The sequence below is a fragment of the Microcystis sp. LE19-8.1F genome (assembly GCF_027531715.1).
Classification (GTDB): Bacteria; Cyanobacteriota; Cyanobacteriia; order Cyanobacteriales; family Microcystaceae; genus Microcystis; species Microcystis wesenbergii_A.
This window is the reverse complement of record NZ_JAPZSO010000067.1, coordinates 52049-78289: the sequence shown is the minus strand read 5'-3', so window position 1 is coordinate 78289 and position 26241 is coordinate 52049. Positions and strand designations below refer to the sequence as shown.

24 protein-coding genes are annotated in these 26241 nt (G+C 45.2%); 8 read left to right on the top strand and 16 right to left on the bottom strand.

Features of this window, described 5'->3' with window-relative positions:
• Window positions 1-241, top strand: a 241-nt coding sequence (locus O9334_RS07405; protein WP_287999763.1) for a type II toxin-antitoxin system RelE/ParE family toxin, incomplete at its 5' end; no start/stop codon positions are given.
• Window positions 238-549, top strand: a complete 312-nt coding sequence (locus O9334_RS07400; RefSeq protein ID WP_287999762.1) for a transcriptional regulator — start codon at window positions 238-240, stop codon at window positions 547-549. The genes O9334_RS07405 and O9334_RS07400, both read left to right, overlap by 4 nt.
• Before the next feature lie 249 nt (window positions 550-798).
• On the opposite strand, the gene O9334_RS07395 is transcribed toward O9334_RS07400, so the two are convergent.
• The 10 genes from O9334_RS07395 to O9334_RS07350 form a co-directional block, all read right to left on the bottom strand.
• Window positions 799-1134, bottom strand: a complete 336-nt coding sequence (locus O9334_RS07395) for a ribulose bisphosphate carboxylase small subunit (protein ID WP_002741682.1) — start codon at window positions 1132-1134, stop codon at window positions 799-801.
• Window positions 1135-1149: 15 nt separating this feature from the next.
• A complete protein-coding gene (gene rcbX, locus O9334_RS07390) occupies window positions 1150-1548 on the bottom strand; it encodes a RuBisCO chaperone RbcX (RefSeq protein WP_002732424.1) in 399 nt (132 codons plus the stop codon).
• 130 nt (window positions 1549-1678) lie between these two features.
• A complete protein-coding gene (locus O9334_RS07385; RefSeq protein WP_002753365.1) occupies window positions 1679-3094 on the bottom strand; it encodes a form I ribulose bisphosphate carboxylase large subunit in 1416 nt (471 codons plus the stop codon).
• A gap of 550 nt (window positions 3095-3644) precedes the next feature.
• The gene (gene ccmN / locus O9334_RS07380; RefSeq protein ID WP_045356457.1) at window positions 3645-4307 is read right to left on the bottom strand and encodes a beta-carboxysome scaffolding protein CcmN; all 663 of its coding nucleotides are present in this window, start codon (window positions 4305-4307) and stop codon (window positions 3645-3647) included.
• Between the two features lie 131 nt (window positions 4308-4438).
• Complete coding sequence (locus O9334_RS07375; protein ID WP_287999761.1) at window positions 4439-6397, bottom strand: RuBisCO small subunit-like domain-containing protein; 1959 nt, start codon at window positions 6395-6397, stop codon at window positions 4439-4441.
• 70 nt (window positions 6398-6467) lie between these two features.
• Complete coding sequence (gene ccmL, locus O9334_RS07370; RefSeq protein ID WP_002741688.1) at window positions 6468-6779, bottom strand: beta-carboxysome shell vertex protein CcmL; 312 nt, start codon at window positions 6777-6779, stop codon at window positions 6468-6470.
• Window positions 6780-6811: 32 nt separating this feature from the next.
• Window positions 6812-7153: a carbon dioxide-concentrating mechanism protein CcmK gene (locus O9334_RS07365; protein WP_002733426.1), complete on the bottom strand. Its 342-nt coding sequence runs from the start codon at window positions 7151-7153 to the stop codon at window positions 6812-6814.
• 66 nt (window positions 7154-7219) lie between these two features.
• Window positions 7220-7531 (bottom strand): carbon dioxide-concentrating mechanism protein CcmK, encoded by a 312-nt coding sequence (locus tag O9334_RS07360; protein ID WP_002734613.1) that lies wholly within the window; start codon window positions 7529-7531, stop codon window positions 7220-7222.
• 740 nt (window positions 7532-8271) lie between these two features.
• The gene (locus tag O9334_RS07355) at window positions 8272-8556 is read right to left on the bottom strand and encodes a Nif11-like leader peptide family natural product precursor (protein ID WP_045356463.1); all 285 of its coding nucleotides are present in this window, start codon (window positions 8554-8556) and stop codon (window positions 8272-8274) included.
• Between the two features lie 149 nt (window positions 8557-8705).
• Window positions 8706-8915, bottom strand: coding sequence for a hypothetical protein (locus O9334_RS07350; RefSeq protein WP_287999760.1), 210 nt, complete (start codon window positions 8913-8915; stop codon window positions 8706-8708).
• Here O9334_RS07350 and miaB point away from each other — a divergent pair.
• The gene (gene miaB, locus O9334_RS07345) at window positions 8914-10254 is read left to right on the top strand and encodes a tRNA (N6-isopentenyl adenosine(37)-C2)-methylthiotransferase MiaB (protein WP_287999759.1); all 1341 of its coding nucleotides are present in this window, start codon (window positions 8914-8916) and stop codon (window positions 10252-10254) included. The two genes, O9334_RS07350 and miaB, sit on opposite strands and share 2 nt — an antisense overlap.
• 270 nt (window positions 10255-10524) lie before the next feature.
• The gene (locus tag O9334_RS07340) at window positions 10525-10911 is read left to right on the top strand and encodes a C6orf136 family protein (RefSeq protein ID WP_045356467.1); all 387 of its coding nucleotides are present in this window, start codon (window positions 10525-10527) and stop codon (window positions 10909-10911) included.
• Between the two features lie 125 nt (window positions 10912-11036).
• Here O9334_RS07340 and O9334_RS07335 read toward each other — a convergent pair whose 3' ends face one another.
• Window positions 11037-12449: a slr1306 family protein gene (locus O9334_RS07335; RefSeq protein WP_045356469.1), complete on the bottom strand. Its 1413-nt coding sequence runs from the start codon at window positions 12447-12449 to the stop codon at window positions 11037-11039.
• Between the two features lie 177 nt (window positions 12450-12626).
• Between O9334_RS07335 and rpmG the strand changes: the two genes are divergently transcribed.
• From rpmG to O9334_RS07320, 3 genes are all read left to right on the top strand, one after another.
• Window positions 12627-12821 (top strand): 50S ribosomal protein L33, encoded by a 195-nt coding sequence (gene rpmG, locus O9334_RS07330; RefSeq protein WP_002734724.1) that lies wholly within the window; start codon window positions 12627-12629, stop codon window positions 12819-12821.
• A gap of 40 nt (window positions 12822-12861) precedes the next feature.
• The gene (gene rpsR / locus O9334_RS07325) at window positions 12862-13077 is read left to right on the top strand and encodes a 30S ribosomal protein S18 (RefSeq protein ID WP_002732313.1); all 216 of its coding nucleotides are present in this window, start codon (window positions 12862-12864) and stop codon (window positions 13075-13077) included.
• Between the two features lie 521 nt (window positions 13078-13598).
• A complete protein-coding gene (locus O9334_RS07320; RefSeq protein ID WP_190381218.1) occupies window positions 13599-15827 on the top strand; it encodes a sensor histidine kinase in 2229 nt (742 codons plus the stop codon).
• Window positions 15828-16057: 230 nt separating this feature from the next.
• On the opposite strand, the gene O9334_RS07315 is transcribed toward O9334_RS07320, so the two are convergent.
• The 5 genes from O9334_RS07315 to O9334_RS07295 form a co-directional block, all read right to left on the bottom strand.
• Window positions 16058-16732, bottom strand: a complete 675-nt coding sequence (locus O9334_RS07315) for a Uma2 family endonuclease (protein WP_287999758.1) — start codon at window positions 16730-16732, stop codon at window positions 16058-16060.
• A 430-nt stretch (window positions 16733-17162) separates the two neighbouring features.
• Window positions 17163-20381, bottom strand: coding sequence for a type I restriction endonuclease subunit R (locus O9334_RS07310; RefSeq protein ID WP_287999757.1), 3219 nt, complete (start codon window positions 20379-20381; stop codon window positions 17163-17165).
• Window positions 20382-20466: 85 nt separating this feature from the next.
• On the bottom strand, window positions 20467-21576 hold the full coding sequence (locus O9334_RS07305) for a restriction endonuclease subunit S (protein ID WP_287999756.1): 1110 nt from the start codon (window positions 21574-21576) through the stop codon (window positions 20467-20469).
• A gap of 481 nt (window positions 21577-22057) precedes the next feature.
• On the bottom strand, window positions 22058-22477 hold the full coding sequence (locus tag O9334_RS07300; RefSeq protein WP_052275827.1) for an endonuclease domain-containing protein: 420 nt from the start codon (window positions 22475-22477) through the stop codon (window positions 22058-22060).
• 35 nt (window positions 22478-22512) lie between these two features.
• Window positions 22513-24570, bottom strand: coding sequence for a class I SAM-dependent DNA methyltransferase (locus O9334_RS07295; RefSeq protein ID WP_287999755.1), 2058 nt, complete (start codon window positions 24568-24570; stop codon window positions 22513-22515).
• A 425-nt stretch (window positions 24571-24995) separates the two neighbouring features.
• Here O9334_RS07295 and O9334_RS07290 point away from each other — a divergent pair, with 425 nt between their 5' ends.
• Window positions 24996-26219, top strand: a complete 1224-nt coding sequence (locus O9334_RS07290; protein WP_287999754.1) for a DHH family phosphoesterase — start codon at window positions 24996-24998, stop codon at window positions 26217-26219.
• Window positions 26220-26241 lie beyond the last annotated feature (22 nt).

Here is a 26241-nt window from a genome sequence, read left to right as displayed (position 1 = left end):
GTTAGGACGACCTTATGTTGACACTCTTCAAGGCAGTCGTTACCCCAACCTTAAAGAATTGCGAGTACAGCATCAAGGACAACCTTGGCGAGTGCTTTTTGCTTTCGATCCTATCCGTCAAGCTATCATGCTAGTAGGAGGGAATAAAACTGGCGATAAAAGATGGTATGAAAAAAACATTCCCATCGCCGAAAAAAGATTTGAAGCCTATTTAAAAACCTTAACGGAGCAAAATCTATGATTACCTTTGATGAAGAAATGGATAAACTGCCCTCTGAAAGAAGGGCAAAAATTGAAGCTAAAACCCAAGAGCTTTTACAAGAAATGCAAATCATTGATGAACTTCTTCAACGCCTAAGACTTTCTTCAGGAGAAATCACGGAAAGCGAAAGTGAACAGCCCTGTTTTTCAGCAAAATCAGATGATTTAAAACAACATCTTACCCTAGAAAATTTAACCAGTATGATGAGGGAATTAGGGGGAGAATGGGAACTTACCCTTAAATTTCCTGAGCAACAAGTGATTAAATTAAGTAGTGAGCGCCCGTAGTTACTAGGTTGGGTTGAGGGAATAAATATGTTAAAGAAAACCTCTCAATTCTCAGGAAAAGCGAAACCCAACACCCAACACCTAAATCTGTCTGATACTAAATCTGGTTATTAAAGACTGATTATTTATTCCCCTTTTTGCATCAGTGCATGAGTAGAAAACGGGTTTCTTCAAGAAAACCGTTTTCTATCAAAAAAAAGGGAGGTTTAAGAACCCCCCTCAATAGTTAATAATTAGATGACAACCAAATTAGTAGCGGCCGGCATTGGGTTTATGAACAATAAAGCTCATGGTTTGACATTGTTTGATGTTGTCAAAAGCGATAACGCGGATGTAGCAATCAGAATACTCGGTGCGGCACTCGCGAACTTCATTAAGAACTTCTTGGGGGCCAGAAACAGAGAATAAAGGCAGTTTCCACATCGTCCAATGATAATCTGCGGGTTTGGGATCTTTTTCAAATTCCACAGCAGGAATATAACCCTGATCGATCATGTATTGAATTTGTTTAGCAATTTGTTGATCGGTGAGGGGGGGCAAGTAGGAGAGGGTTTCGTAACGCTTCTCTTTAGGTAAAGTTTTCATGGGTTTCTTGATTCCTTATGGGTTGGGTAGATCATCAACATCGAGATTTAATTCCGATGTCTCTGGTTGACTTATAGCAGTACGGGTGAGACGTTCCAAAAGTTGCCGACGATGTTCGGTATTGTCATTAATAATTCCCGTTTTTACCATCTCTGGCAAGAACTCTAAAACCTGTTCGGCTAGATGTTCTCTTACCGTCATGATCCGCAAAACTAACTCTTTATTCTCAGTCATCAACCCCGCAATATAGGCCTCGCCATCCTGAATGGAATGGCTAGAAGTATAGTGACTCAGCCAAATAGCTAAAGTCGGATTAGTTTCTGACAATTGATCGATAATCGTGCGAACCGCTTGGTAAGTTAGGTAACTTTGTAAGACTTTCGCGGTATCTTGAACAACTTTTTTCGGATACATTTTATACAGTTTTCAGTTATTGGCTAGACAGTTATCAGTGTTGAAATTCTAGCGACTGCTTGCCGATTTTGGGCAAGTCCCCAGCATTATTTTGCACCGATAACTGCTAACAACCTTCTGAAGGGCTGTATTAGAGGGTATCCATAGCCTCGAACTCGAATTTGATTTCTTTCCAGAGTTCGCAAGCGGCAGCCAGTTCAGGACTCCAACGGCAAGCTTCCCGGATAACGTCGTTACCTTCGCGGGCCAAGGAGCGTCCTTCGTTACGAGCTTGGATACAAGCTTCCAGAGCCACACGGTTAGCGGTGGCACCCGGTGCGTTACCCCAGGGGTGGCCAAGGGTTCCACCACCGAACTGTAAGCAGGAATCGTCACCGAAGATTTCCACCAGCGCGGGCATATGCCAAACGTGGATACCACCAGAAGCAACCGGCATTACCCCGGGTAAGGAAGCGTAGTCTTGGGTGAAGAAAATACCACGAGCGCGATCTTCTTCTACATAGTCTTCACGCATCAGGTCAACAAAACCCATCGTGATCCCGCGTTCACCTTCGAGTTTACCGACAACGGTTCCCGAGTGCAGGTGATCACCACCAGAGAGACGTAAGCACTTAGCTAAAACGCGGAAGTGGATACCATGATTTTTCTGACGGTCGATAACCGCGTGCATTGCCCGGTGAATGTGGAGCAGTAACCCTTTGTCGCGGCAGAATTTCGCCAGGGTGGTGTTAGCGGTGAAACCACCGGTGAGGTAGTCGTGCATGATGATGGGGGTTTTGATTTCGGCGGCGAATTCAGCCCGTTGCATCATCTGCTCGCAGGTAGGAGCAGTTACGTTGAGGTAATGTCCTTTAACTTCGTTGGTTTCTGCTTGGGATTTAACGATCGCCTCTTGGACAAAGAGGAAACGATCGCGCCAACGCATGAAGGGTTGAGAGTTAATATTTTCGTCGTCTTTGGTGAAGTCTAAACCACCGCGGAGACATTCATAAACGGCACGACCGTAGTTTTTAGCGGAAAGGCCGAGTTTGGGTTTGATGGTGCAACCGAGTAAGGGGCGACCGTATTTGTTTAATTTGTCCCGTTCAACGGTGATACCGTGGGGAGGACCTTGGAAGGTTTTGATTAAAGCGACGGGGAAACGGATATCTTCTAACCGGAGACCGCGTAGAGCTTTGAAACCGAAAACGTTACCAACGATCGAGGTGAGGATGTTGGTGACGGAACCTTCTTCAAATAGATCTAAAGGATAGGCAACGAAACAGAAGAACTGGTTATCTTCGTTGGGTACGGGTTCGATATCATAACAACGGCCTTTATAGCGATCGAGGTCGGTTAAGTTATCGGTCCAAACGGTGGTCCAGGTACCTGTGGAAGATTCCGCCGCTACTGCCGCACCTGCTTCTTCCGGAGGAACTCCGGGTTGGGGTGTCACCCGGAAGCAAGCTAGTAGATCTGTATCTTTGGGGGTGTAGTCGGGGGTGTAGTAGGTCAGGCGGTAGTCTTTTACGCCGGCCTGGAAACCTTTGGATTTGGCTTGCACCATTGGGATTATTCCTCCATAAACTGCATGATTAGTCGCACCTGTAAAATCTCGCCGTCAACCGACATAGATTTTTCTTAAGCTCCTGTCCCCTGCTGCTAGGAGCGAAGTTAGGGAGCAATTTTCACTAATGTTTTTTTCAACTGATCATCTTAACACGAACTTTATCCTATTCTGATCATTTTTTTCTCTATCTCTAAAATTTTGATTGTTTTTTTTTCTCGGGGCGATTAGTTTCTTTAATCTGTCGTCATCTAACTTTGACAATCTCTACAAAAACACAAAAAAATCAACAAAAATTTACCTGATTGACACGCAGAAACTTCTGCTCATCAGGCTTTGAGCGATTAAAACTACTCTTTAATTGAGGAAGATTATCAATAATTACAACCTCAAAAAATTGTCGGCAATCGCTAAATATTAACTGGATTTCCAAGCAATTATACCCAGTACCTAGAGGACAGTTAGACAGCCGTGAACTCTAGATAAATTAGGTCTAATTACTCAGTAATTATTGTTGAGATTTTTGGCTTGTGAACGATTATTTTCCCCTTCAAGAATTATGGTTATTGTTGCCATTAAAACGATGACGTTCTGGAAATAGCGTGACCAATAACTGATTGATATAGACCTTTCCGACCACAGATGCTTGATTCGGTCGGTTAGTAGTAGATGCTTGTTCTCTGGTTTCCGGAGGACTGGCCTCGGCGGCCATTTCCTCGCTATCCCAAGGACTGGCCACGGTTTCGGCGACCACTTCCTCCGCGGACGGGACTGGGGACACTTGACTGACTACGGGTTCCGGTTGTGGTAGAGGAGGCCTTTCCGGTTCCGATGGGGTTGCTGACACCTCGATGGTAATTTGACGGGAAGTATCTCCGATCAGGGAACCAGACGGCACGAGCGACATCGCTGCCACAGAAGCATTAAAAATCGTTGTGGTTGAGCCAATACAGGCATTCTCACCGATTTCACCCTGACCGACTATTAGAACACCTGTACCTAAAATTGCCCCTGCACCGATAGCAATAACACCCTGATAGGCGGTTAAAATTGTTCCCATACCCAGGCAAGCACCCGCACCGATAATTATTTGGCTATTGGGGGCTGCTCGGAGAATCACCCCCGGAGCCACGATCGCACTCTCATCAATGGTTACATCACCATTGACATAGAATTCCGAGCGGCTAATAGGTTGAACGGGGGGTAAGGACATAATTGACAGTCACTCAGTGATCAGTGATCAGTGATCGGGGGTTAGGGGGTAGGGGTTAGAGTTTCCGGTATTTTTCCCGATCCGCCAACACCTAACACCTATCTCCCTTCACCGATCGCCGAGTCCTGAAATTAAGGGCGTTGAATAATCGATTCGAGAACACGACGTTTCGCTTGGGAGTCAATCCCGATCAGACGAACGTATTCCCCTTGATGGTCGCGCAGACAGGTTTCTAAAGCGGCCACCACATCGGATTCGCGACTGCTATCGATCGGGGTGCAGCTTTGCCAAGAACTGGTTTTAAAACGACGTTTATCCGCGTGTTCGGCCCCGATTTTGTGACCTTGGTTCAATAAAGAGCGAATTTGAGTGATCGTTTCTGCGGTTAAGGTACTGGTTAAAGTGGCAGTACCGCCGCTGGAGGAACCGGAAGCAGAGCTTTTGAAACTCGGTTCAGCAACGGTGGCGGTTTTACCGTTGCCATTACTAGCCACCGAACCATCGGGACGCTGGATCACCGTTTCTAAAACCCGTTTTTTGGCTTTAGCATCGATACCGAGTAAGCGGACGTATTCGCCGCTATGTTCGCGTAAACAATCTTCCAAAGCAGTAATTACATCGGATTCGCGATTGCTTTCGATCGGAGCGCAACTCTGCCAAGAACTGGTTTTAAACCGGCGTTTATCGGCGTGTTCGGTGCCGATTTTGTAGCCTTGGGCGAGCAGGGAACGAATTTGAGCGATCGTTTCCCCACTTAAGCTACCACTGCTGCTATGACTGGCTCCGTTACTAGCGGGGGCGCTGTAGCTGCTGGCTTTGCCGCTGCCGTTACTAGCGGGGGCGCTGCCGGGGCGGTGAATAATCATTTCGACGACCCGTTTTTTCGCTTGCGGGTCGATCCCGATCAGGCGGACATACTCATCGCTATTTTCAGTCACGATCGCTTCGATATCGCGAATGATGCCCGCTTCGCTCTTGGTTTCGATCGCAGGTCCAGTTAACCAAGAACTGGTTTTAAACCGGCGTTTATCCGCGTGTTCGGTGGCGATTTTCAGTCCTTGGGCCAGCAGGGAACGCACTTGTACGGACAGGTCGGAATGGCCGTTACCGTTGCCATGACCGCCGTGGACGGCGGTGGTGGTGCGGGCCGGTTCTCCCGGTGTGTCTTCGGGGCGTTGGATAATCATTTCCAGTATGCGCCGTTTAGCGGCGGGATCGACTCCGATCAGGCGGACGTATTCGCCTTGCAGGTCTCTCAGGGAGGCTTCTAGGGATTGGGATACCTGTTCTTCGCGGCCGCCGTCGATAAAGCCGGCACTTAACCAAGAACTGGTTTTAAAGCGGCGTTTGTCAGCGTATTCGATGCCGATCTTGTAGCCTTGGGAGAGGAGGGAGCGAACCTGCGCTCGAATGTTTGTATTTAAACTCATAGGTGTCACCGAATTTCTATATAGCGTCTCATTAGCGATGTTTATAGCGGCTGCCGGTGGAGGAGTCGCTGGGCTGTGGGCTTTGACCGGGACGCTGGGGGCGAGGTCGATATCGACAATGTGACGGGTGAAGGCTCGATCGATTTCTGTGACATCGGGTAAGCGATCGGCCTGTTGTTGGCTGGTGATCACGGAACCGGATGGCACGAATTTCCCGGCGGGGATTTCCACGTCTTGAACGAGGGCGTGCATCATGACGATGCAATCGGCCCCGATGCGGGCATTAAAGACGGTGGAGCGAAAACCGATAAAACAGCGATCGCCCACATAGGCGGGCCCGTGAATGAGTGCCATGTGGGTGATGCAGCTGCCCCGGCCGATCCACACCGAATATTCTCGGCCGTCATCTCCCACCACACGGCTTTTTTCTAAACCGTGGATGATTGCTCCGTCCTGAATTTTGCTGTCGTCGCCAATGTGAAAGGGGGTTCCTTCATCGGCGCGGATGGAAGTCCCCGGAGCAATCACCACTCGCGCCCCGATCTCGATAGCGCCACTGAGGTTAGAGAAGGTGTGGACTTTGGCACTCTCGTCTATGCGCGTTTCCTCTGGGGATTTGGTCCGCTTTTTCGGACTAGCCGCCGTTGTGCGGACGACCATAGTTAGTCTTCCTCCATACTGAATTTGGCTGGCTGGTTGTTAATTAACTGTGTTTGGGTCCTATCGATGTTTAACCGGATTGACGAAATTCGTCTCTCTTGCTGTAGAGGGTGCGATTTTCTACGGTTATAGTGTCAATAATCCCCACCACCATCGCGTCAAGGGGGCGATTGTTCTGCCCGTCTTCGATCCGAGCTGCTCCTCCCCGGGACACTAGCACCCATTCATTAATCCCCGCTCCGACAATATCACCCGCTACTTCGTATTTAGGCAAAAGTTGCCCTTGAGCGTCGATGAATTGCAAAAGCAGAAGTTTCACTCCCGTCATGCTGCGCGGTTTCAGGGTGCTAACGACGGTTCCGCAAACTTTGGCAATTTGCATGGAATTTGTTTACACTAAAAGTTAGTTGCGCTCTAGATTCGTCTTAAAGGTTGCGGGTTAACACTTTCACGAAACTGTTCCACTGCTTCTGTATAACGAATGGGAAGAACGTATTCGAGGTTTTCGTGGGGACGGGCGATGATGTGGGTCGAGAGGACTTGACCACCTTTAACACGATTAGATGCCGCTTCTGTCCCCGCCGATACGGAAGCCTGTACCTCCGAAACGTCTCCTCGGACGATGACGGTGACGCGACCACTACCAATTTTTTCGTAACCTACTAGGGTTACGCGGGCGGCTTTCACCATGGCATCGGCCGCCTCGACGACGGCTGGGAAACCCAAGGTTTCCACCATGCCCACTGCAATTGACATAATATTTTTGTCTCCTAATGGTTGGCTTTCTTCGACTCTATAGATGCTGACCCCGATCAACGGTGTTTAATAGCTGCGGAATTGCTCTACTTCTTCGGTGTAGCGAATGGGCAGCACGTATTCGAGGTTTTCGTGGGGACGAGCGATGATATGGGTAGATAGCACTTGTCCTCCGTTAACCCGGTTGGCGTTTTCCACTCCGGCAGCCACAGAAGCTTGCACTTCTGAAACGTCTCCCCGGACGATGACAGTGACGCGACCACTACCGATCTTTTCGTAACCCACTAGAGTTACCCTGGCGGCCTTGACCATGGCATCGGCCGCTTCCACAACGGCGGGAAATCCTAGGGTTTCAATCATTCCTACTGCAATTGGCATTTTTTTGTTCCTCGCTTGTCAAGCCAAACTAAACTATTAATTTCGTTAGCGTTATCAACTTTGTTTCAGTCAAATTCTTTCCTTGTTACTTTTCCTGCTCTAGCTTTGGTGGCAGTCGGGATCGTGGCAAGGTGGGTAAGACCATCCTGAATTTTATCTCGATCGTGACCGTTTTCATCCACTAATTTTATTTTCTAGGGCTGGTTGGTAAAAATTTGACGAGTCAGGCAAAATTATCAACCTAAAAAAAGCATAGGAAACTATGACACCTTTGACAATATAAAACATTATGATTATTTCTCATCTTCAGGTTAACGAAAGTTAATCATTCCTTCCCTTCGCCCATCAGCCTCAGCAATTCTCAGGAGATTTACAGCTAAAACCCTTGCTAAGAGCGGATTTTCGCTTTAACTTCTCTCTTGGCGGCTTGCTTGTCTTGGCTGGATTTATTGGCAGATAAAAGCCTATTTTTCGCTGATTTCGGCTTTTTTATAATTTTTTTATACTATATACGGCTGGGAGTGGGGAGTGGGGAGCCTTTTTCAGTGATCAGTAAACAGTGAAATGAAAACTCCCATCCGATCACTGGTAAGCTGCCCGCGCATTTAAATTGCTTGTTGAGACGAGGCAAGAGGCACTCTTGCAAGAGGCAACAGTAAAGGGATTGGGGGAGATTCGGCTAATCTTAAGAATAAGCGCTTTAAATGCGTCTTAGCTTAACTGATCACTGCTCACTGATTCTAGCGATCGATCTCGCCTTCGTAGGGTTGAACACCGATCGAGGGATAATTATCGTGGTTAGGGCTGAAAACTTCTAACACTGCATGAGCTAACTTTTGGAAAAAGTCGGGACTCTCGTGCAAGGATTTGAGCGCCGCTTCTAATTCAGGAAGGGAGAAATCGAAGCCTTGCGAGCGAGCTATCTCTAGTAATTGCTTAGGATCTTGGGTTGAGCGCATTTTTTGACCCAATTCTTCGTTTTTAGCGGCTAAGGCGAAGAAGTCGAACACTTGATTTTTAGACATATAAATACTTTTCCTTTGATGATTAAAGGTGTGGCCTCGGCGGCGTGGAGGTTAAACTGCCTAGTTATGGTTTATTTTTATCCTACCAGTCAGGAGATATCCTCAAAGCAAAAGTTTCGTTTTTCTTTGCTTGTATGGCTGAGTATGCTTTATGTCCAATTCTGGGGAGTGGGAAGTGGGAAGATGAAAGAGGTTTCTTTCCCTAGACCCCACACCCCACACCCCACACCCCACACCCTACACCCCACCCCCCCGATGTCGGGGGGGTTGGGGGGGCCACACCCTACACCCTCTTTCAAGTCAGAGAATAAATAGCCTAAAATAGAAACCTGCACTCTTGTTTCTGTAGCCAGCATCATGAATAAGTCCCCACGTCGTTACCATATCACCACCTTTGGTTGTCAGATGAATAAAGCTGACTCCGAACGCATGGCGGGTATTTTAGAAGATTTGGGGTTTCAATGGTCTGAGGATGCCAACGAAGCCGATCTAATCCTCTACAATACCTGTACAATTCGCGATAATGCCGAACAGAAGGTGTATTCCTATCTCGGTAGACAGGCTAAACGCAAACAAACTCAACCCGATCTTACTCTAGTGGTCGCTGGCTGCGTGGCCCAACAGGAAGGGGAACAATTGTTAAGACGGGTTCCCGAAGTGGATTTAATTATCGGTCCGCAACACGCAAACCGCTTGGGAGACTTATTACAACAAGTTTTTGACGGTTCCCAGGTGGTGGCCACCGAACCCATCCACATCATGGAAGATATCACCAAACCGCGCCGGGATAGTAATATTACCGCTTGGGTGAACGTCATCTATGGTTGTAATGAACGTTGTACCTATTGTGTGGTTCCGGGGGTGCGCGGGGTGGAACAATCGCGCACTCCTGCGGCAATTCGAGCAGAAATGGAACAATTAGGACAACAGGGTTATCAAGAAATCACCCTTTTAGGTCAAAATATTGATGCCTACGGACGGGATTTACCCGGAGTGACGGCAAGCGGCCGACATCTGCACAATTTCACCGATTTACTCTACTACATTCACGATGTGGCCGGCATTGAACGTCTCCGTTTTGCCACCAGTCACCCCCGCTATTTTACCGAACGTTTGATTAAAGCTTGTCAGGAATTACCTAAAGTTTGTGAACATTTTCATATCCCTTTTCAATCGGGGGATAATGATATTCTCAAGGCGATGAAACGGGGCTATACTCAGGAAAAATACCGACAAATTATCGCTAATATTCGCGATTTAATGCCGGATGCTGCCATTAGTGCCGATGCGATTGTCGGATTCCCGGGAGAAACAGAGGCACAGTTCGAGAATACTTTAAAATTAGTCGATGAGATTGGTTTTGATCAATTAAATACGGCGGCCTATTCTCCCCGTCCCGGGACTCCGGCTGCTATTTGGGATAATCAATTAAGTGAGCAGGTAAAAAGCGATCGCTTACAAAGATTAAATCATTTAGTGGCTACAAAAGCGGCTGAACGTTCCCAAAGATATTTAGGCAGAATTGAGGAAATTTTAGTGGAAGAAGTGAACCCTAAAGATGCTAGTCAAATTATGGGAAGAACTAGAGGCAATCGCTTAACTTTCTTTACGGGAAATCTTGAGGAATTGCGCGGCAAATTGGTTAAGGTTAAAATTACCGAAGTCCGTCCCTTTAGTTTGACGGGAGTGATATTTTAAGTAGTGGTGCAAAATTAATTTCTTGGTTAGGAGAGGCAAAAGGCACTCATGCAAAAGGCAAGAGGTAGTTAAATATGTGTAATTAATTTTGCTTAGGTACTTAATAGTTAACAGTGACCCCTCAGCAGTGAAAAAAGGCAATAGCTATCGGGAATAATTTACCAAGTAGGTAGCTGTTAAAAATTGTCAGATACCCCCCTTATTAAGGGGGGCAGGGGGGATCAAAGGCAAAATCTATCTTCAATTTAATTATAACTAATTACTTATTTTATGGATATTATCGCTATTTTGCAGCAAGATTATCAAAGATTTCCCCTCGATCAAACCTATGATATTTATGCTGATAACGTTTATTTTAAAGACCCTCTCAATCAATTTCGGGGGATTAAACGCTATCGGGAAATGATTGGTTTTATGAGTCAATGGTTCCAAGCTATCAAGATGGATGTCCATGCAATTGAACAGCAGGGAAATATTATTAATACCCGTTGGACATTGCACTGGACAACTCCTTTACCTTGGCAGCCTCGCATCGCTATTTCTGGACGCAGTGAATTAACTCTCGATGACAATAATCTGATTATTTCTCATATCGATTATTGGGATTGTTCGCGCTGGGATGTGCTGCGTCAGCATTTACCTTTTCCCCGTTTTTAACTACCCAAGCAAAATTAATTACACATATCTAAAACCTCTTGCCTCTTGCCTCTTGCCTCTTGCCTCTTGCCTCTTGCCTATCTTCACTAGGAAGTTAATTTTGCACGACTACTTAACTACATTTTTTAACCAGAAAATGCCGACCAACGAGCGCTCGTTTGCTTGACAAAATCCTGTAAAAATGCTAGGCGCTGATTTTGTTCCCAGACCTGTTTAACTTTATTCTGCAAACTCGTCCAATTCCAATCATTATTCAGTTGCTCGTTAATTTCCTGTTCTTGGAAATATTCAATTAAACTTAAACCTGCTAAACGAGTTAGATAGGCTGCCCCAATTCCCTGCACTGTACCACCGGCGATATAAGTAATCGTATTTCCCTTGAGAATTGTTCCCAATGCCTGGGTTGTTACCTCTACCATGCCCAATTGTACCATCATTTTCCCTAGGGTAGTCATGGCTGTTTTTGCTTGTTCAAGGGACATTTTTTGTTGATAAATTGCCCCTAAATCCACTAACATTTGAGCGTTAGTGGCTGCCGCTAAAACTAAATCTAGGGCTGCAAGAGGATTAGCAAAAGTGGCAGTAGCGGCTATCCATTGGTATTGTTCGATAACAGGTAAAGCCTTTTTGCGTCGGGATTGATTGAGTAATTGTTTGGTTTCCTTGGCTAATTCTAGCGCTTGTCTCCAGATAGTTCCGAGAACTAATTCGGGCTTTTCTTGTTCGATAATTTGTCGGAGATGATTATCTAAAGGAGCGATAACTACCGTTTGAGGTTCCGTCCATTCCTTGATTTCTCCATTGCTTTGATGTTGACGAACTTTTAGGGGTTCAGGGGCAGCGGCTATGGCTAAAATATGATGAGCGGGAATAGTTTCTTTCAGTCTTTGTTTTAGGGAAAGGAGAATTTCTTCTCTGGTTTCGGCGGGTAAGCGGTCCTGTTTATTGAGTAACAGGATAACACGCTGGTGCATTCGATCGAATTGCTGGAGGATTTGCCATTCGGAATCGCTTAAATCCCCATTGATAAGATACAAAACTAAGTCGGCTGCCAAGGCCTTTTTCTGGTTAGCGGTGGAGTCGAAAGTCAGAAGGGGTTCCGTTTCCAGAAAAGCGATAGATTCTCCAAAGTTGCCGCTTTCTAGTAGTTTTTTTAAGGCAGTTTTACCGGTTTTTCTAGCGCCGGTAATGGCAATTTTCAGGTCTTGGCGACTAAATTCTTGGTTTAATTGGGTTAAAGTGCTTTTGAGTGGGGTTAAGTCTTGATGGGGGTCTTCTTTGGCCAGATAATTAATTATCTTCTCGGCCTTGCTAATCGCTTGTTTAACCTTTTCTAGACTCAGGGGAGTGGGGGGGGAAAAATCGATTTTCGAGTTGGGTTTTTGCCAAAACCAGATACCAGCACCAAGAGCAATCGCACCTAAAATACCCCAGGAACCGATTTCGCTCAGTTTACTATTGAGAGTTTCCCCCAGGGTGAAAGCGATGGTAATGCCTATCCCCGTCACTAAAATCGGTTTACCCAATCTTACCGTCATTTTTCCTCATCCTCGCCAACTGCTGTGATTATTCTAGCTTTTTTGTGCTGGATTTCATCCCAAAATCAACTTTTCAGCCGACAATTCCTCGCAGGTGTCCCGGCCGCTCTTGCCTAAAAGGCCCCAGATATGTCATAATGATCGATTGCGTGTAAATTTACCCGATCCCCTGTTGTTATGGCTAGTAAAAAAGGCGTTCGCCTGATCATCACTGTAGAATGCACGGAATGCCGCAGTAATCCCGATAAGCGTACCCCCGGCGTTTCTCGCTACACCACCAGCAAAAACCGCCGCAATACCACCGGCAGACTGGAAATCAAGAAATACTGTCCCCACTGCAATAAGCACACCGTCCACAAGGAAATTAAGTAAGCACACTTTAGTTAAAAAGTCAAGCAATCTTTACAAATCTATGAGCTACTATCGTAAACGTCTCTCCCCCATCTCCCCCAGTCAACCGATTGACTACAAAGACACCGAACTCCTCCGCAAATTTATCACCGAACGCGGCAAACTTCTACCTAGACGCATCACCGGTTTAACTTCTAAACAACAGCGAGATTTAACTGAAGCGGTGAAACGGGCCCGTTTAATGGCTTTATTGCCTTTTGTCAACCAAGAAGCCTAAATTCAGTGATCAGTAATCAGTAATCAGTGAACAGTGATTACTGAAAATAACATATATAGTTAACTAATTACAGCAGTTATCTTCATGGTGAGCTAGGAAGTTCTCCTTTTGGAGAGCCGGTCGTCGATACCAAATTAGGTTATGCTTCATCTTGAGGAGAAACGCTGTAATTGAACTCTGATAAGTAATAGGACAAAATTAACTTCTTGGTTAGGATAGGCACTCATGCAAGAGGCACTCATGTAAGAGGTAGTTAGATATGTGTAATTAATCGTGTCTAGCTACTTAACTTAAAACTTAAAACTTAAACCTGATAACTGATAACTGATAACTGATAACTGATAACTGATCTCAGTATATTGGGGTTGCTTTCTCGTTTTTGCAAAGAAATATATCGGAATCGGCAGCGGATAGGAAAACTTGTGCGAGGATCTTAAAAAATAATTAAATCGCTCTAGGAGTAGCCGACGATTTTGTGATTATCGATCCAAATCCACCAATTAGCACAATGGGAGGCTCTTATGGAAAAGCAGCCGTCAGAAATCGATACCGAGTTAGATACACAGCTACAAGAGGAGGATTCCGAACAGTTTCTGCGTAGTATCTTTAATTCCGTGCAAGCGTCGATTTTTGTGGTGGACGTGCTGGAAAATAGAGATTTTCGCTATGTGGGAGCAAACCCCGTTCATGAACGCTGGACAGGATTGCGCTCATCGGATATTAAAGGCAAAACTCCCGAACAAATCCTTCCCCCCGATGATGCGCGCAGTGTGCGGCAACACTATAGTGACTGTGTGCGTTACGGAACGACTATTTCCTACGAACAGTATTTACCTTTTCAAAATATACCCTACTGGTGGCTAACAACTTTAACACCCCTACGGGATAACAATGCGCGCATCTATCGTTTGGTGGGAACCAGTACCAATATCACCGAACGCAAACAGGCCGAAGAAGCTTTAAGATTACAAGCAGAACGGGAACAACTACTGGGGGTAATGCAGGAAAGAATCCGGCAATCGTTGGATCTTGATCGCATTTTGCAAAGAACCGTTAAAGAAGTGCGACAATTTCTCAACTGCGATCGAGTGTTAATTTATCGTTTATTCCCCGATCATAGTGGCATGATTGTGGTGGAATCCCATACTGGGAGGATTAATTCTGTCTTAGGAAACAGGATCCAGGATCCCTGTTTTAATTTATCCCCAGAACGTCTGGAAAATTATCGCCGCGGCAGGATTCAAGTTATTGAAAATGTCCATAATTCGGGACTTGATCCCTGTTATCGCAACTTACTTACTTCTTTGCAAGTACAGGCTAACTTAGTGGTGCCAATTATCTGCGATAACCAACTCTGGGGGTTACTAATTGCCCAAAATTGCCAAAAAACTCGCTCTTGGCAATCCCAAGAAATCGATCTGCTCAAACAATTAGCCATTCAAGTGGGAATTGCCATTCAACAAGCAGAACTGCACCAACGGGTAAAATGCTTGAATACTGCCCTAGAATCGGAGGTTCAGCAAAGAACCGCCGAATTGCAGATGAGTTTGAAGTATGAGGCATTAATCGGACGGATTACCGAAAAAATTCGTGATAGTCTCGATGAAAATCATATTCTGCAAACTACCACCAGGGAATTAGTCCAGGTTTTACCCGTAGAACGCGCCCAAATTGAGCTTTATGATCCCAGTCGCAGCAAAGCCACTATTGTCCACGAATATACCACTCAAGAGCTTATCTGTCAGGGAATTACCCGTCAAATTAGCGATTTTCCCGAAATCTATCAACCGCTGCTGCACAAACAAATTTTACAATTTGTTGATCGTCTTCCCCTTGGTAATCCGCAAATTGGTCGTGTTAACCGTTGTGCTTGTCCTATCTTTGACGATCAGGGTTTTTTGGGCAATCTTTGGCTAATTCGACCAGCTAATCATATTTTTAACTCTTTAGAAACTAATTTGATTCAACATATTGCCACCGAATGTGCGATCGCTATTCGACAAGCGCGACTCTACGAATCTTCCCAAGCACAAGTGAGGGAATTAGAAAAACTGGAAAGATTAAAAAGCGAATTCCTGAAAACCCTTTCCCATGAACTGCGAACCCCGATTACCAGCATTCGTCTAGCGGTGGAAACCCTAGAAAGTCTCCTAGAATATCGAGGGATCGAGATCGATCCAGAGGATTCGATCGGTCAACTGTTGCAAATTCTTAACATTGAATCTCAACGTCAGAGTAAGTTAGTTAATGATCTGTTGACTTTAACCTATCTGGATGCGGAAACAGAACCGCCGGCGATCGAAGCGATTGACTTACTTTCTTGGCTACCCTTATTAGTGGAACCTTTTCGCACTCTCACCCGCGAGCGACAACAGCAGTTAATTTTAGATATAGATGGGGATATACCGGAGATTAACAGCAGTCTGTGTCATATTGAGCGCATCATAGCGGAATTACTGACCAATGCTTCTAAATATACTCCGGAGCAGGGAATAATTAGGGTAAATGTCTGGCGTGCGGACGAGCAAATATTAATTAGTGTGAGCAATTCAGGTGTAGAAATCGTCCCAGAAGAATTATCAAAAATATTCGCTCCTTTTTATCGCATTCCTAACCAAGATCCCTGGCGCTACAGTGGTACTGGTTTAGGTTTAGCTTTGGTCGGCAAACTGATTAAACCCCTGAATGCTACCATCGATGTCACCAGTGCCAATGCTGTCACCACTTTTACCCTCACCTTGCCAATCTAGTGGTCTGTTAAGCTAAAAATTGTCAGTTTGAGGGAAAATAGAGAAGCTATTAGATGCAAGAACGAACCTCATCGATCTGAGAAACGCTGTAGTCCTAAATCCAGACAAAAAACTACATATAAACCAGTAATTACTGCTAGTAATTGCGGTTCGGCAAAAATTAACACCTAACACCGTAGTCAGGGCAAAACTAACCGCAGCAAGATTTAAACCAAGACGATAAAGAATGATTAAATTTCTTCGGGGTTAATATTTAATTCCCGTAGTTTTGCCGCTAACCTTTCGGCCCGTTGTCGTTCCACTTCAGCCCGTTGTCGTTCCGTTTCGGCCCGTTGTCGTTCTTGGTTGTAACTGGTGAAAGGTTGACCATCGGGATAATACAAGAGTAACTCTGGTTCGGCTAATTGAAAACGAATGCCCAAGCGAGGACTGACCCAATTATCGAGATTTTCCAGACTTTCGAGCCGATTTTCCCGACGAATACAGCCGCCCAAATCATTTTTATCGGGATTATAAATGTAGTATTCTTCCACACCATAACGGTCATAAAACAGTAGTTTTCTGGTCATTTCCGTTTGGGTATTACCCGGAGAGAGAATTTCAAAAACCACTTGCGGGGGGATATTGTTCTCTTTCCACTGTTGATAGGAACCCCTTTCCCCTTTTGGTCTGCCAAAAGCTACCATGACATCGGGTGCTTGCCGAGTCTTATTATCTCCCTCCACGGGATACCAGAGTAAATCACCGGCGACAAAAACATCGGCATTATTGGCAAATAACCAGTCTAGATTCGATTTAATCGTCGTAATCCAGCGAAATTGTCTTGTATTGTCGGCCATCGGTTTACCATCGCTATCGGGATAGACGATTGTGGTTTTCGGGCTGTCGTCGAGTTGTCTAACCATTGCTTAACCCTAAGTAAGTGGTTTCAATTAAATTGAAGATAGATTTTGTCCTTGATCCCCCCTGCCCCCCTTGATAAGGGGGGTTTTGATCCCCCCTGCCCCCCTTGATAAGGGGGGTGCCGATAGGCGGGGGGATCCTCCTTGATCATGGGGGTGTCTGACAATTTTTAATACCCACCTACTTAGAATTTCGTCTTTGCTTCCTTAATAGTATAATACTAAATCCAGTTATTAAAAACTGATTATTTATTCCCCCTTTTGCCTCTTGCCTCTTGCCTCTTGCCTTTTGCCTATCCTGATATGTTACCTATACTCAACGGATTTAGTATAACTTTACTACAAAAAATCGGAGCAAATATTTAGGGACGGTGGTGATTATCAGATATAAAATCAGCAACTTCGGAAAAGCGAAATATGGACAGTCCAGAATCTAGGCAGCCGACCTGTAATAAGGCGAAGGCAGACTCGGATAAACTCGCCGGATGTGGCGGAAGACTTCTTCGGTTTTTTCTTCCACTTCTTCTTCCGTGTAGAGATCGACGGGTAAACCAGTATCATCGCTGTATAAAAAGTTGTGAATAGTAGTTTTAACCTCCGCCCGACTGGATTCTTTATCTGGCCAACGATCGATCTTTAGTTTCTCTTGTTTTAGGGTTTTCAAAAGCTGCGTGGCGATCTGTTTAATTTTTTCAATGTCTTGCGGTGATAGATTCTCTTTGGTTAAAAGGTCGAACAGGGCGAGGGATTCCTCGTCTAATCCCTCGCTAACCGCCCGTTGGGACTCTTGATCGAGTTCCTGAATAAATTCTAATAAGGCCTCGAAGGTCTGTTTGATCGCCACCCGATCCTTCTCGAAATTATAATCAGCGACGATCCGCTCGTAATGCTCTTGAAAGTTCGTCCGTTGCAGATTCTGCTCGAGCATTGTTCGGAGACGGTTTTCGATGGCGTTTTTGAGAGTTTGGACGGTGGTATTCTTACGATCGCTATTAGCGAATTCCTGTTTCAGACGCTCGAAGTTGATTTTACTGATGTTGTACAGTGGCGTATCATCGGCCCTCGCTTCGGTGGTTACATCGATCGCCCCGTCGATTACCGATCGCATTTCCAAGAGAATTTCCCCGATGTCTATTTTCTCCCGATCACCTTGAATGCATTTATAGATCAGTTTAATCGTGTCGTGAGCCGGACGGTAGTGATTAACCGATGGCTGATTAAGACAGGCCTTAAAAAGATGGAAGACCTCTTGAGAGAGGAGTCCAAAATTTTGTCGGGCCTGATCACTTCGATTGATCGCTTCTTTCGCGTCGTTAATGGCTTTATTGAAGGCAAAACTAGGTATTTTATATTCGAGGAGTGCGTCTAGGGATGCGTTACTTTCCCCCAAAAATTCTTTAACTGCCTCGATCGATCGGGCCAATTCATCCAGTAAATTTTCTTGCGGTTTCGTGGGGTCGAGACTAAGATGGTCTTCGCCACGTCCCTGATCGGAAATTTGGGCGAGATCGGCGAGAGCTTGACGGAGATTTTTGAGGATTCCGCAGTAATCCACGATTAAACCGTTGGTTTTGCCCTCGTTAACCCGGTTAGCACGAGCGATCGCTTGCATGAGCGTATGAGCTTTTAGGGGTTTATCGAGGTAGAGGGTGGAGAGGGAGGGAACATCGAAACCGGTCAACCACATGGCGCAGACGATGGCGATCCGAAAGGGGTGATCGGCTTGTTTAAAGGCATTTTCTGGGCTGATCCTTGTACCGTCCGCCAGTTCAAAGCCGTTTTTGATTACACTGCGATGGCTGGTAATATCTAACCCTTGTTTCTGGAATTTGTCGATCTCTCCCTGTTCCTCGCTGACGATCACGGCCGTTAGGGTTGCTTCCATCCATTGAATCTGACGCTGACGATAGTTTTCCTCTTGGTCATCGGTAATTTTTTTGAGGTCTTTTTTCAGTTGTTGGATTTTTTCGCTCCAGTAACGATCGATCAGGTTATGCAGCTTGACACAGGTGAGCTTGTCGATACAAATCACCATAGCTTTGCCTGTTTCCCAAGCGGTGCTGTAATGTTCAACGAAATCACGGGCCAGCGCCTCCAACCGCTGCGGGGCCGTCAGGATGTAGTAATCCCTTCTTAATTCCCTTTCTAAACGGTCTTCTATCTCGACATTTTCGATCTCTAACTCTTCGATTTTGGCGGCGATCTGTTCGTTGAGGTCGTTGACGGCGATCGAGAGTTTATCACCCCTTGCATCATAGTAGAGGGGAACGGTGGCTTTATCCTCGACCGCTCTCTGGAAGTCGTAGGTGGAGACATAATCCCCGAAATAGCGTTTAGTGATCTCGTCGTTGCTGACTAGAGGGGTGCCGGTAAAACCGATAAAACCAGCGCCCGGAAGTGCAGCCCGGAGGTTGCTGGCTAGGGTTCCGTACTGGGTTCGGTGGGCTTCGTCGCTGATAATGATGATATCGTTTCGGGAGTTGTAGGGTTGGTCGGGATTGACGGTTTGGTTGAATTTCTGGATGAGGGTGAAAATATAGGCTTTATGGTCTCCCAGAAGACTCTGTAAGTGTTCGTTACTGGAAGCTTGGCAGAGTTCTTGCTCGTTATTGGTCAATCCGGAACCGGCAAAGGTATAGTAGATCTGTTTATCTAGATCTTCGCGATCGGTACAGATAACAAAGGTATAGTTTGCGCCTAGTTTACGGCGAATTTTGCGGGTGAAAAAAACCATAGAGTAGCTCTTTCCAGAGCCTTGGGTATGCCAGAAAACCCCAAGTTTGTTATCTTTTATCGCACCCTCCCGCCATCTTTTCACAGAATCGATCGCTTGGTTAACCCCTAGAAACTGGTGATTTCGGGCGATAATCTTGCAGGTTTTGCCACTGGAGTTATCGAAAAGGACATAATTTTCTAACAGATCGATAAAGTTATTTTTATCGCAGACTCCTTTTAGCATGGTTTCCATATCGACAATGCCGGGGTCACTCTCGGCCAGGCGTTTCCATGGGTGAAAGTGTTCGTATTTGCCGCAGAAACTACCTATTTTCGCATCTGTGCCATTAACTAAAATCGCAAAGGCGTTATAGGCGAATAGATGGGGGATAGTATCAAGATAGTCCGATAAATTCTCGTCGTAGGCCGCTTTTAGGTCTCGGTTGAGGTTTTTCGCTTCTAGGAAGAGTAGCGGAATGCCGTTAACAAAACCTACCAAATCCGTGCGACGGAGGTAGATTTCCCCCTGTATCCACAGTTCTCGAACCGCTAGAAAATGGTTATTGCTGGGTTGGTCAAAATCCAGGATTTTTAGGGTTTGTCTAATTAGCTCTCCTTTGGCGTTGCGGTAGCTCACCTGTACTCCATCGAGAAGGAGTTGATGTTTCTCTTGATTGGTGGCCAGAAGGGTTTGACTAGAGTTGATTTCTTCGATTTGGAGAATAGCGGATTTATAGGCTTCTTCGGGAAGATTGGGGTTAAATTCTCGTAATTTCTGTTTTAGGTAGCGTTTGAGGATAACTTCTTTCTGATTTTGCCGTCCGAGCAGGCTGTTTTCACCGTAATCCTCTTGATTATAAGCATAGACACTCTGCCAACCAAGTTGATCTCGCAGACAGTTGGCGGTGAGTTCTTGTACTTTATCCTCGGTGGTCATAGGGTCGATTGTGCGGGGGAGTGGTTTATTTTATTAATATTGCCAATTTTCAGGGATTTTTACAGGTGCGATCGGTCTTTCGCCTCTACACCTCGATCTCTCCATTCATAAGTTTCGGAAGTAGTATGTCACGCGCTTGTTTTAGTTTTTGATTTTGCCTAAAAAGTATTTTAATTTGCTCATCAATAGAAGTTGTTTTATCTAAAAAAATTGCGAGAATGGAATCTTTTGGCTTTATTAATTGAACGTTTTCTAAACCTGCTTTCGTCACCGAGGCGAATATAACACCACTACCTATCATATCTTCTTTAAAAAAGTAATTTTTAAGATGATAATATAAAAATCCCTGATAATTATGTTTTGCTCGAATCGCTGCTAGACCACGACCGATAATAATTTTTTCTAAGCTTATATTCATTCTGCCCACAGGAGCGCGAACACTGAATAATATATCTCCTTCATTGGCTATTCTTGTTATTTTTGCACAGTAAACTTTATTTTCTGGAAATCTTATCCCAAAATTGGTAACGCCTTGGTGAAAAGGCAAACCAGATCGATCTTCATTATAATATTCTGACTCAGGACTTTGACCCATTGTAAGATCGGCAATATCTTTTAAACGCACTTTCTCCCACCCTTCAGGAATACCATCGATAATCGGGGTGTGTTCGTGTCCGGGGAAGCGTAAACGGACAAACCATTCCTTGTAAAGTAAGCGGGCTGAACGTTCTAATAACTCGATGCGGCGGCGATTATTTTCGATTAAATCATCATATTTGGAGAGGATATCGGCGATTTTTTCTTCTTGAGATTTATCGAAAGCCAAAACTTTAATATTAGCAATGTGATTTCTATTTAGTGTAGGAACGCCAGTACCGAAATTAAAACGAGAAAAATCAATATTTTTTAATACATAATAAATAAATCTTGGGTTATGTTCTTTAAAATCTTTTACCCATAGTGTAGTATTAAGTGGCCAAAAATCACCAGCTACATATTGACCGCCACCTATACTACCACTACGACCAATTACAACTCCCGGCCCCTTAACTTTGGCGATGTTGTGAGAACCGATTATACCTGTTGAAGCCACAACAGGTATATTGCCTATAACTCGCTCTATCTCTGGAAGATCAAAACCTCTTTGTAATATGATTAAATTATTTAAAGCTATATATTTTTTGTTTAATTTCATAACTTAATTTTCAACTTAACTAATTTACATTGTAAAGGTAATAAATCCCCAACCCTTCAAAATTCTTAGCAATTTCATCAGCTAAACAAATCGCCCGCAGATGTAACCTTTTCTAACTTACCAAATTTGGGAATCACTGGTGAGAAGCGGGACTTTTTATCCCCCTAAATCCCCCTTTTCAAGGGGGACTTACGCAGCCATAGCGCCCGTCTCACCACCAGTACCCCTACCGCGCTCCGATTCCAGTTCCGGTTCCCCTTCCGGTTCCGGTTCCCCCCTTGAAAAGGGGGGCTAGGGGGGATTACCAACCTTTTCAAGGGGGACTTACGCAGCCATAGCGCCCGTCTCACCACCAGTACCCCTACCGCGCTCCGATTCCGGTTCCGGTTCCCCTTCCGGTTCCGGTTCCCCCCTTGAAAAGGGGGGCTAGGGGGGATAGCCTTGAAAAGGGGGGCTAGGGGGGATAGCCTTTCAAGGGGGACTAAGGAGGATCATCAACCTCCGTACAGACGGGAAGCGAAGAAATAAACCCCGATATTTTCTCACAAACCGCCTCGAAATCGTATTTAACCTCATCATTGGTGAAACGGATCACCGTTAATCCGTATCCCTCTAAAACCTTCGTTCTTCTAGCATCATAAGCCATTGCCTCCGGAGTAAGATGAACCTCCCCATCCACCTCGATCACTAATTTCAACTTCGGACAATAGAAATCAACGATAAAATGATCGATCGGTCGCTGTCGCCACATTTTTAAAGGAAATTGTCGGAGAAAAGCCCATAACTTTTTTTCTGTCGGTGTGGGATTTTTTCGCATTTCCTTGGCTCTAGGGACTAAATCGGGATTGTAGGGTAGAAAATAAACACCGTATTTTAATTTAGACACGATCGCTATCTCCATCGGTCTCCTTTAAGGAAATATACCGAAGTTCTTTTTTAAATCCCCAACCCTTCAAAATTCTTAGCAATTTCATCAGCTAAACGAATCGCCTCGGAGTTGAGATCATTTAACTCCAGATGAATTTCGCGTAACGTTTCCTCGAAATCGAAATCCTCATCTTCCTCCTCTGGGGAAACGCCTACATAGCGTCCGGGGGTTAAACTCCAATCATTCGCCTGTAACTCCTCGCGATCGACCACTTTAACCAACCCTTCCACATCCCGCAGCTTGGCATCGGGGAACCTTTCTAATAACCAGTGAGCGTGACGGTAGAAACCACGAACCGATTTAAGCTGTTCGATCGCATTCTGACGGCTTGTATCGGCTTCTTTGCGTAAGGTGTTGAGTTCGCGGGAATTCCACCACAGTTTACTATCTCTTGCTCCCAGATCCTTCTCGGCACGCTCGATCGCTCGACCTAATAACTTATTCACCAGATCCGCCTGTTTGCCCAGATCCCGACTAAATTCGCTGTATTCGTGATAACAGCGGACAGCCTCGTGTAAAGTCTCTAAATCATCAGCGTTATAGGAAATCGGAGCGAAACCGGCGTATTTATCGATGTCATCTTTGAAAAGCTCAGATGCTGTTCGGAGTTCTAACCATGTTCCGTCTTTTTCATCGATGAGATTATAAAATTTCTCTAGGGACTCGGTTAACTTGTCCAGATGCTCGCGATAGTTTTGTAAAAGAGCGATCGATCCCTGATACTCTCGATCGATACTCTGGCAATAACCGACAACCAAATCGATAAAACGCTTCGATTCGCTCCGATAGAGCCAGACAATCGAGAGAATATTCTGTAACTGTTCTGGGCTAAAATCGTTGATCGTCCGGTTTACTTTCCGGTAAATATTGCGGGCATCGATCATTAATATCTTATCTTGAAGCTCGGCGGGTTTCCCTCGATTGAGAAACCACAACTCGCAGGGTACGGAGCGGGTATAGAAAAAGTTGGAGCGGATCGCGATCATTATGTCCACCGTTCCCGTCTCGATTAACTTCTGTCTTACCTTGCCTTCGTCTCTCCCGGCGCTGGAAGCTTGGGAAGACATGACAAAACCGGCTTTTCCTCGATCATTGAGATAGCTGTAGAAGTAACTGATCCATAGATAGTTACCGTTGGAAACTTTGTTACTTTTATTAACCCCCGGCAATCCGAAGGGTAAGCGCTCATCACCATCTACCTTACTATCCACCTCGTCCACGTTGAAGGGAGGATTGGCCATCACATAATCCACTTTCCCGGCCAATGCCAGCGGATCCTCGTAGTAGGTGATCGCTTTTTGGATATCCCCTTCTAAACCGTGAACCGCGAGATTCATCTTGGCTAAACGAATTGTGGTCGGATTCTTCTCTAACCCTTTAAAAGTTAACATCTGGGGATTGATGCGCTGTCTCTCAACGAAATGTGCGCTCTGGACAAACATTCCCCCCGAACCACAGGCAGGATCAAAAACCAATCCGTGATCGGGTTCTAAAACATTGGCGATCAAAGATACTAGAGAAACGGGAGTAAAAAACTCTCCGTTATCGTGAGCTTTGAGATTAGCGAATTGTGTTAGGAAATATTCATAAATTCGCCCGAAAATATCCCCATCGGCTTTTTTTAACTCTTCTGGGTTTAAAATCCGTAGTAAATTCCCTAATACCACGTTATCTAGTTCTTGGTACTCCGTTTTCGGTAAAATACCCCCTAAAGGTGGATAATCCCCCTCGATCGATAGCATTGCTTCCATTAAGGAAGTCGATCGATTGACGCTATCGGGGAGCGCCACCAGAAAATCGAACTGAGCTTTTTCTTGGAGATAGATCGCTCCTTTGCACAAGAAATCTTCTTTGGTTAAGGAGCGTGTTTTACCCCCTCGCTTCGGTAAATCCGCCTCTACCTCCCTCTTAACCTTGAGAAAACGACTGTAGGCATGGCGGAGGAAAATCAAGCCCATAACGGGCAGAAAATACTCGTTACTGGCATAGTTAGAATTAGCGCGCAGAGTATCGGCCGCTTTCCAGAGCTTTTTTTCGATCGCTTCGATGTTGTCCAGTTGGGCCATGAAATTTTACTCAAGAATTAGGTAGATGGTCGAGCCTGAAGGGAAAATTAAGGGGTTTGGTATAGTAAGCTGCCCGCGCATTTAAATTGCTTGTTGAGACGAGGCAAGAGGCAAGAGGCAAGAGGCAAGAGGCAACAGTAAAGGGATTGGGGGAGATTCGGCTAATCTTAAGAATAAGTGCTTTAAATGCGTCTTAGCTTATCTATTTTCTCAAGTAATGGCAGCGATGGTTAATTGCCCTAACTCCTCTCCCAGAACAAACGGCAGGGGTCTTTTGATAGACTAGAGTTATAGCCCCAGAGTAAGGAGCTAGGGGCGAGAAAAGCTTAATAATTGAGATGAACCGATCGAGCGAGAATATCGTCTAGAATTAATTAACTCAAAAAATCCTGACTGAATCTACCTTTAAGCGAACTTTTCTAAAAATGATGGCTGAATTACTGAGTCTAGTTCCTGCCAAGTCCCTCGAAACTGATGTAGTGGTAGGGGAAGCGCCGGCAGTATGTCCCCTTCCTCCAGTCACGGTTAGTAATGATACCCTACTTATTTCCCTGATCGATCGCCTGCGACGTACTTTGGAAAATCACCGCGGCGAAAATCAAATTGTGGTGATGCAGGATTTCCCGGATCCCGATGCTCTTTCTAGTGCCTGGGCCTATCAAATTATCGCCGAACAGTACGATATTCACTGTGATATAGTCTATGCGGGGACTCTCTCCCATCAGGAAAATGTCGCTTTGGTAAAACTAACGGGTTTACCGGCTAAACGTTGGGGAGTCCATACCCTCAAGGATAGAGATCTTTCGGTTTATCAGGGTTGTGTTTTTGTCGATGGTCAGGGAACCAATAGTCAGCTAACTACTCTGGTTAAACAGGCAAAAATTCCCATTATTGCCGTGATTGATCATCATACTCGCCAAGGGGAGCTAGAGGCGGAATTTGTCGATATTCGTCCCCAAATCCGGGCAACAGCGACGATATTAACCCAATATATCCAAAAAGGGTTAATAAGTTTTAATACTAGCGATACCGTCCATGTTAAGTGTGCCACAGCTTTGATGCACGGATTGCGATCGGATACGAATAATTTAATGCAAGCGCAAGAGTGTGAATTTATCGCTGCTGGTTATCTCAGTCGTTTCTACGATGCTCAATTATTAAACGCTGTCCTGCAATCGGCCAGATCCCGACGGGTGATGGATGTGATTGAACAGGCCCTGAAAAACCGTATTATTAAAAATAATTATTCGATCGCCGGGGTCGGTTATTTGCGTTATGATGACCGAGATGCGATTCCGCAAGCTGCCGATTTTTTGGTGACAGAAGAAAATGTTCACACGGCTTTAGTTTACGGTATCGTTCACGATGAAGATGAGGATATCGAGTTAGTCATCGGTTCTATGCGTACCAGTAAAATTACCCTAGATCCCGATGAATTTCTCAAGGAAGCTTTCGGACAGGATAACCAAGGTCGCTTTTTTGGTGGTGGTCGTTATATGGCCGGAGGTTTTGAAATTCCTATCGGTTTTCTCGGTGGTTTTAATAATAATGCCGAATATGCGAAACTCAAGTGGGAACTGTATGACACCCAAATTAAACAGAAACTTTCCCATCTAGTTAACCCCGATGAAAAGGTAATTCGCACCTAGGTATTAAATCTCAGCTATTTAT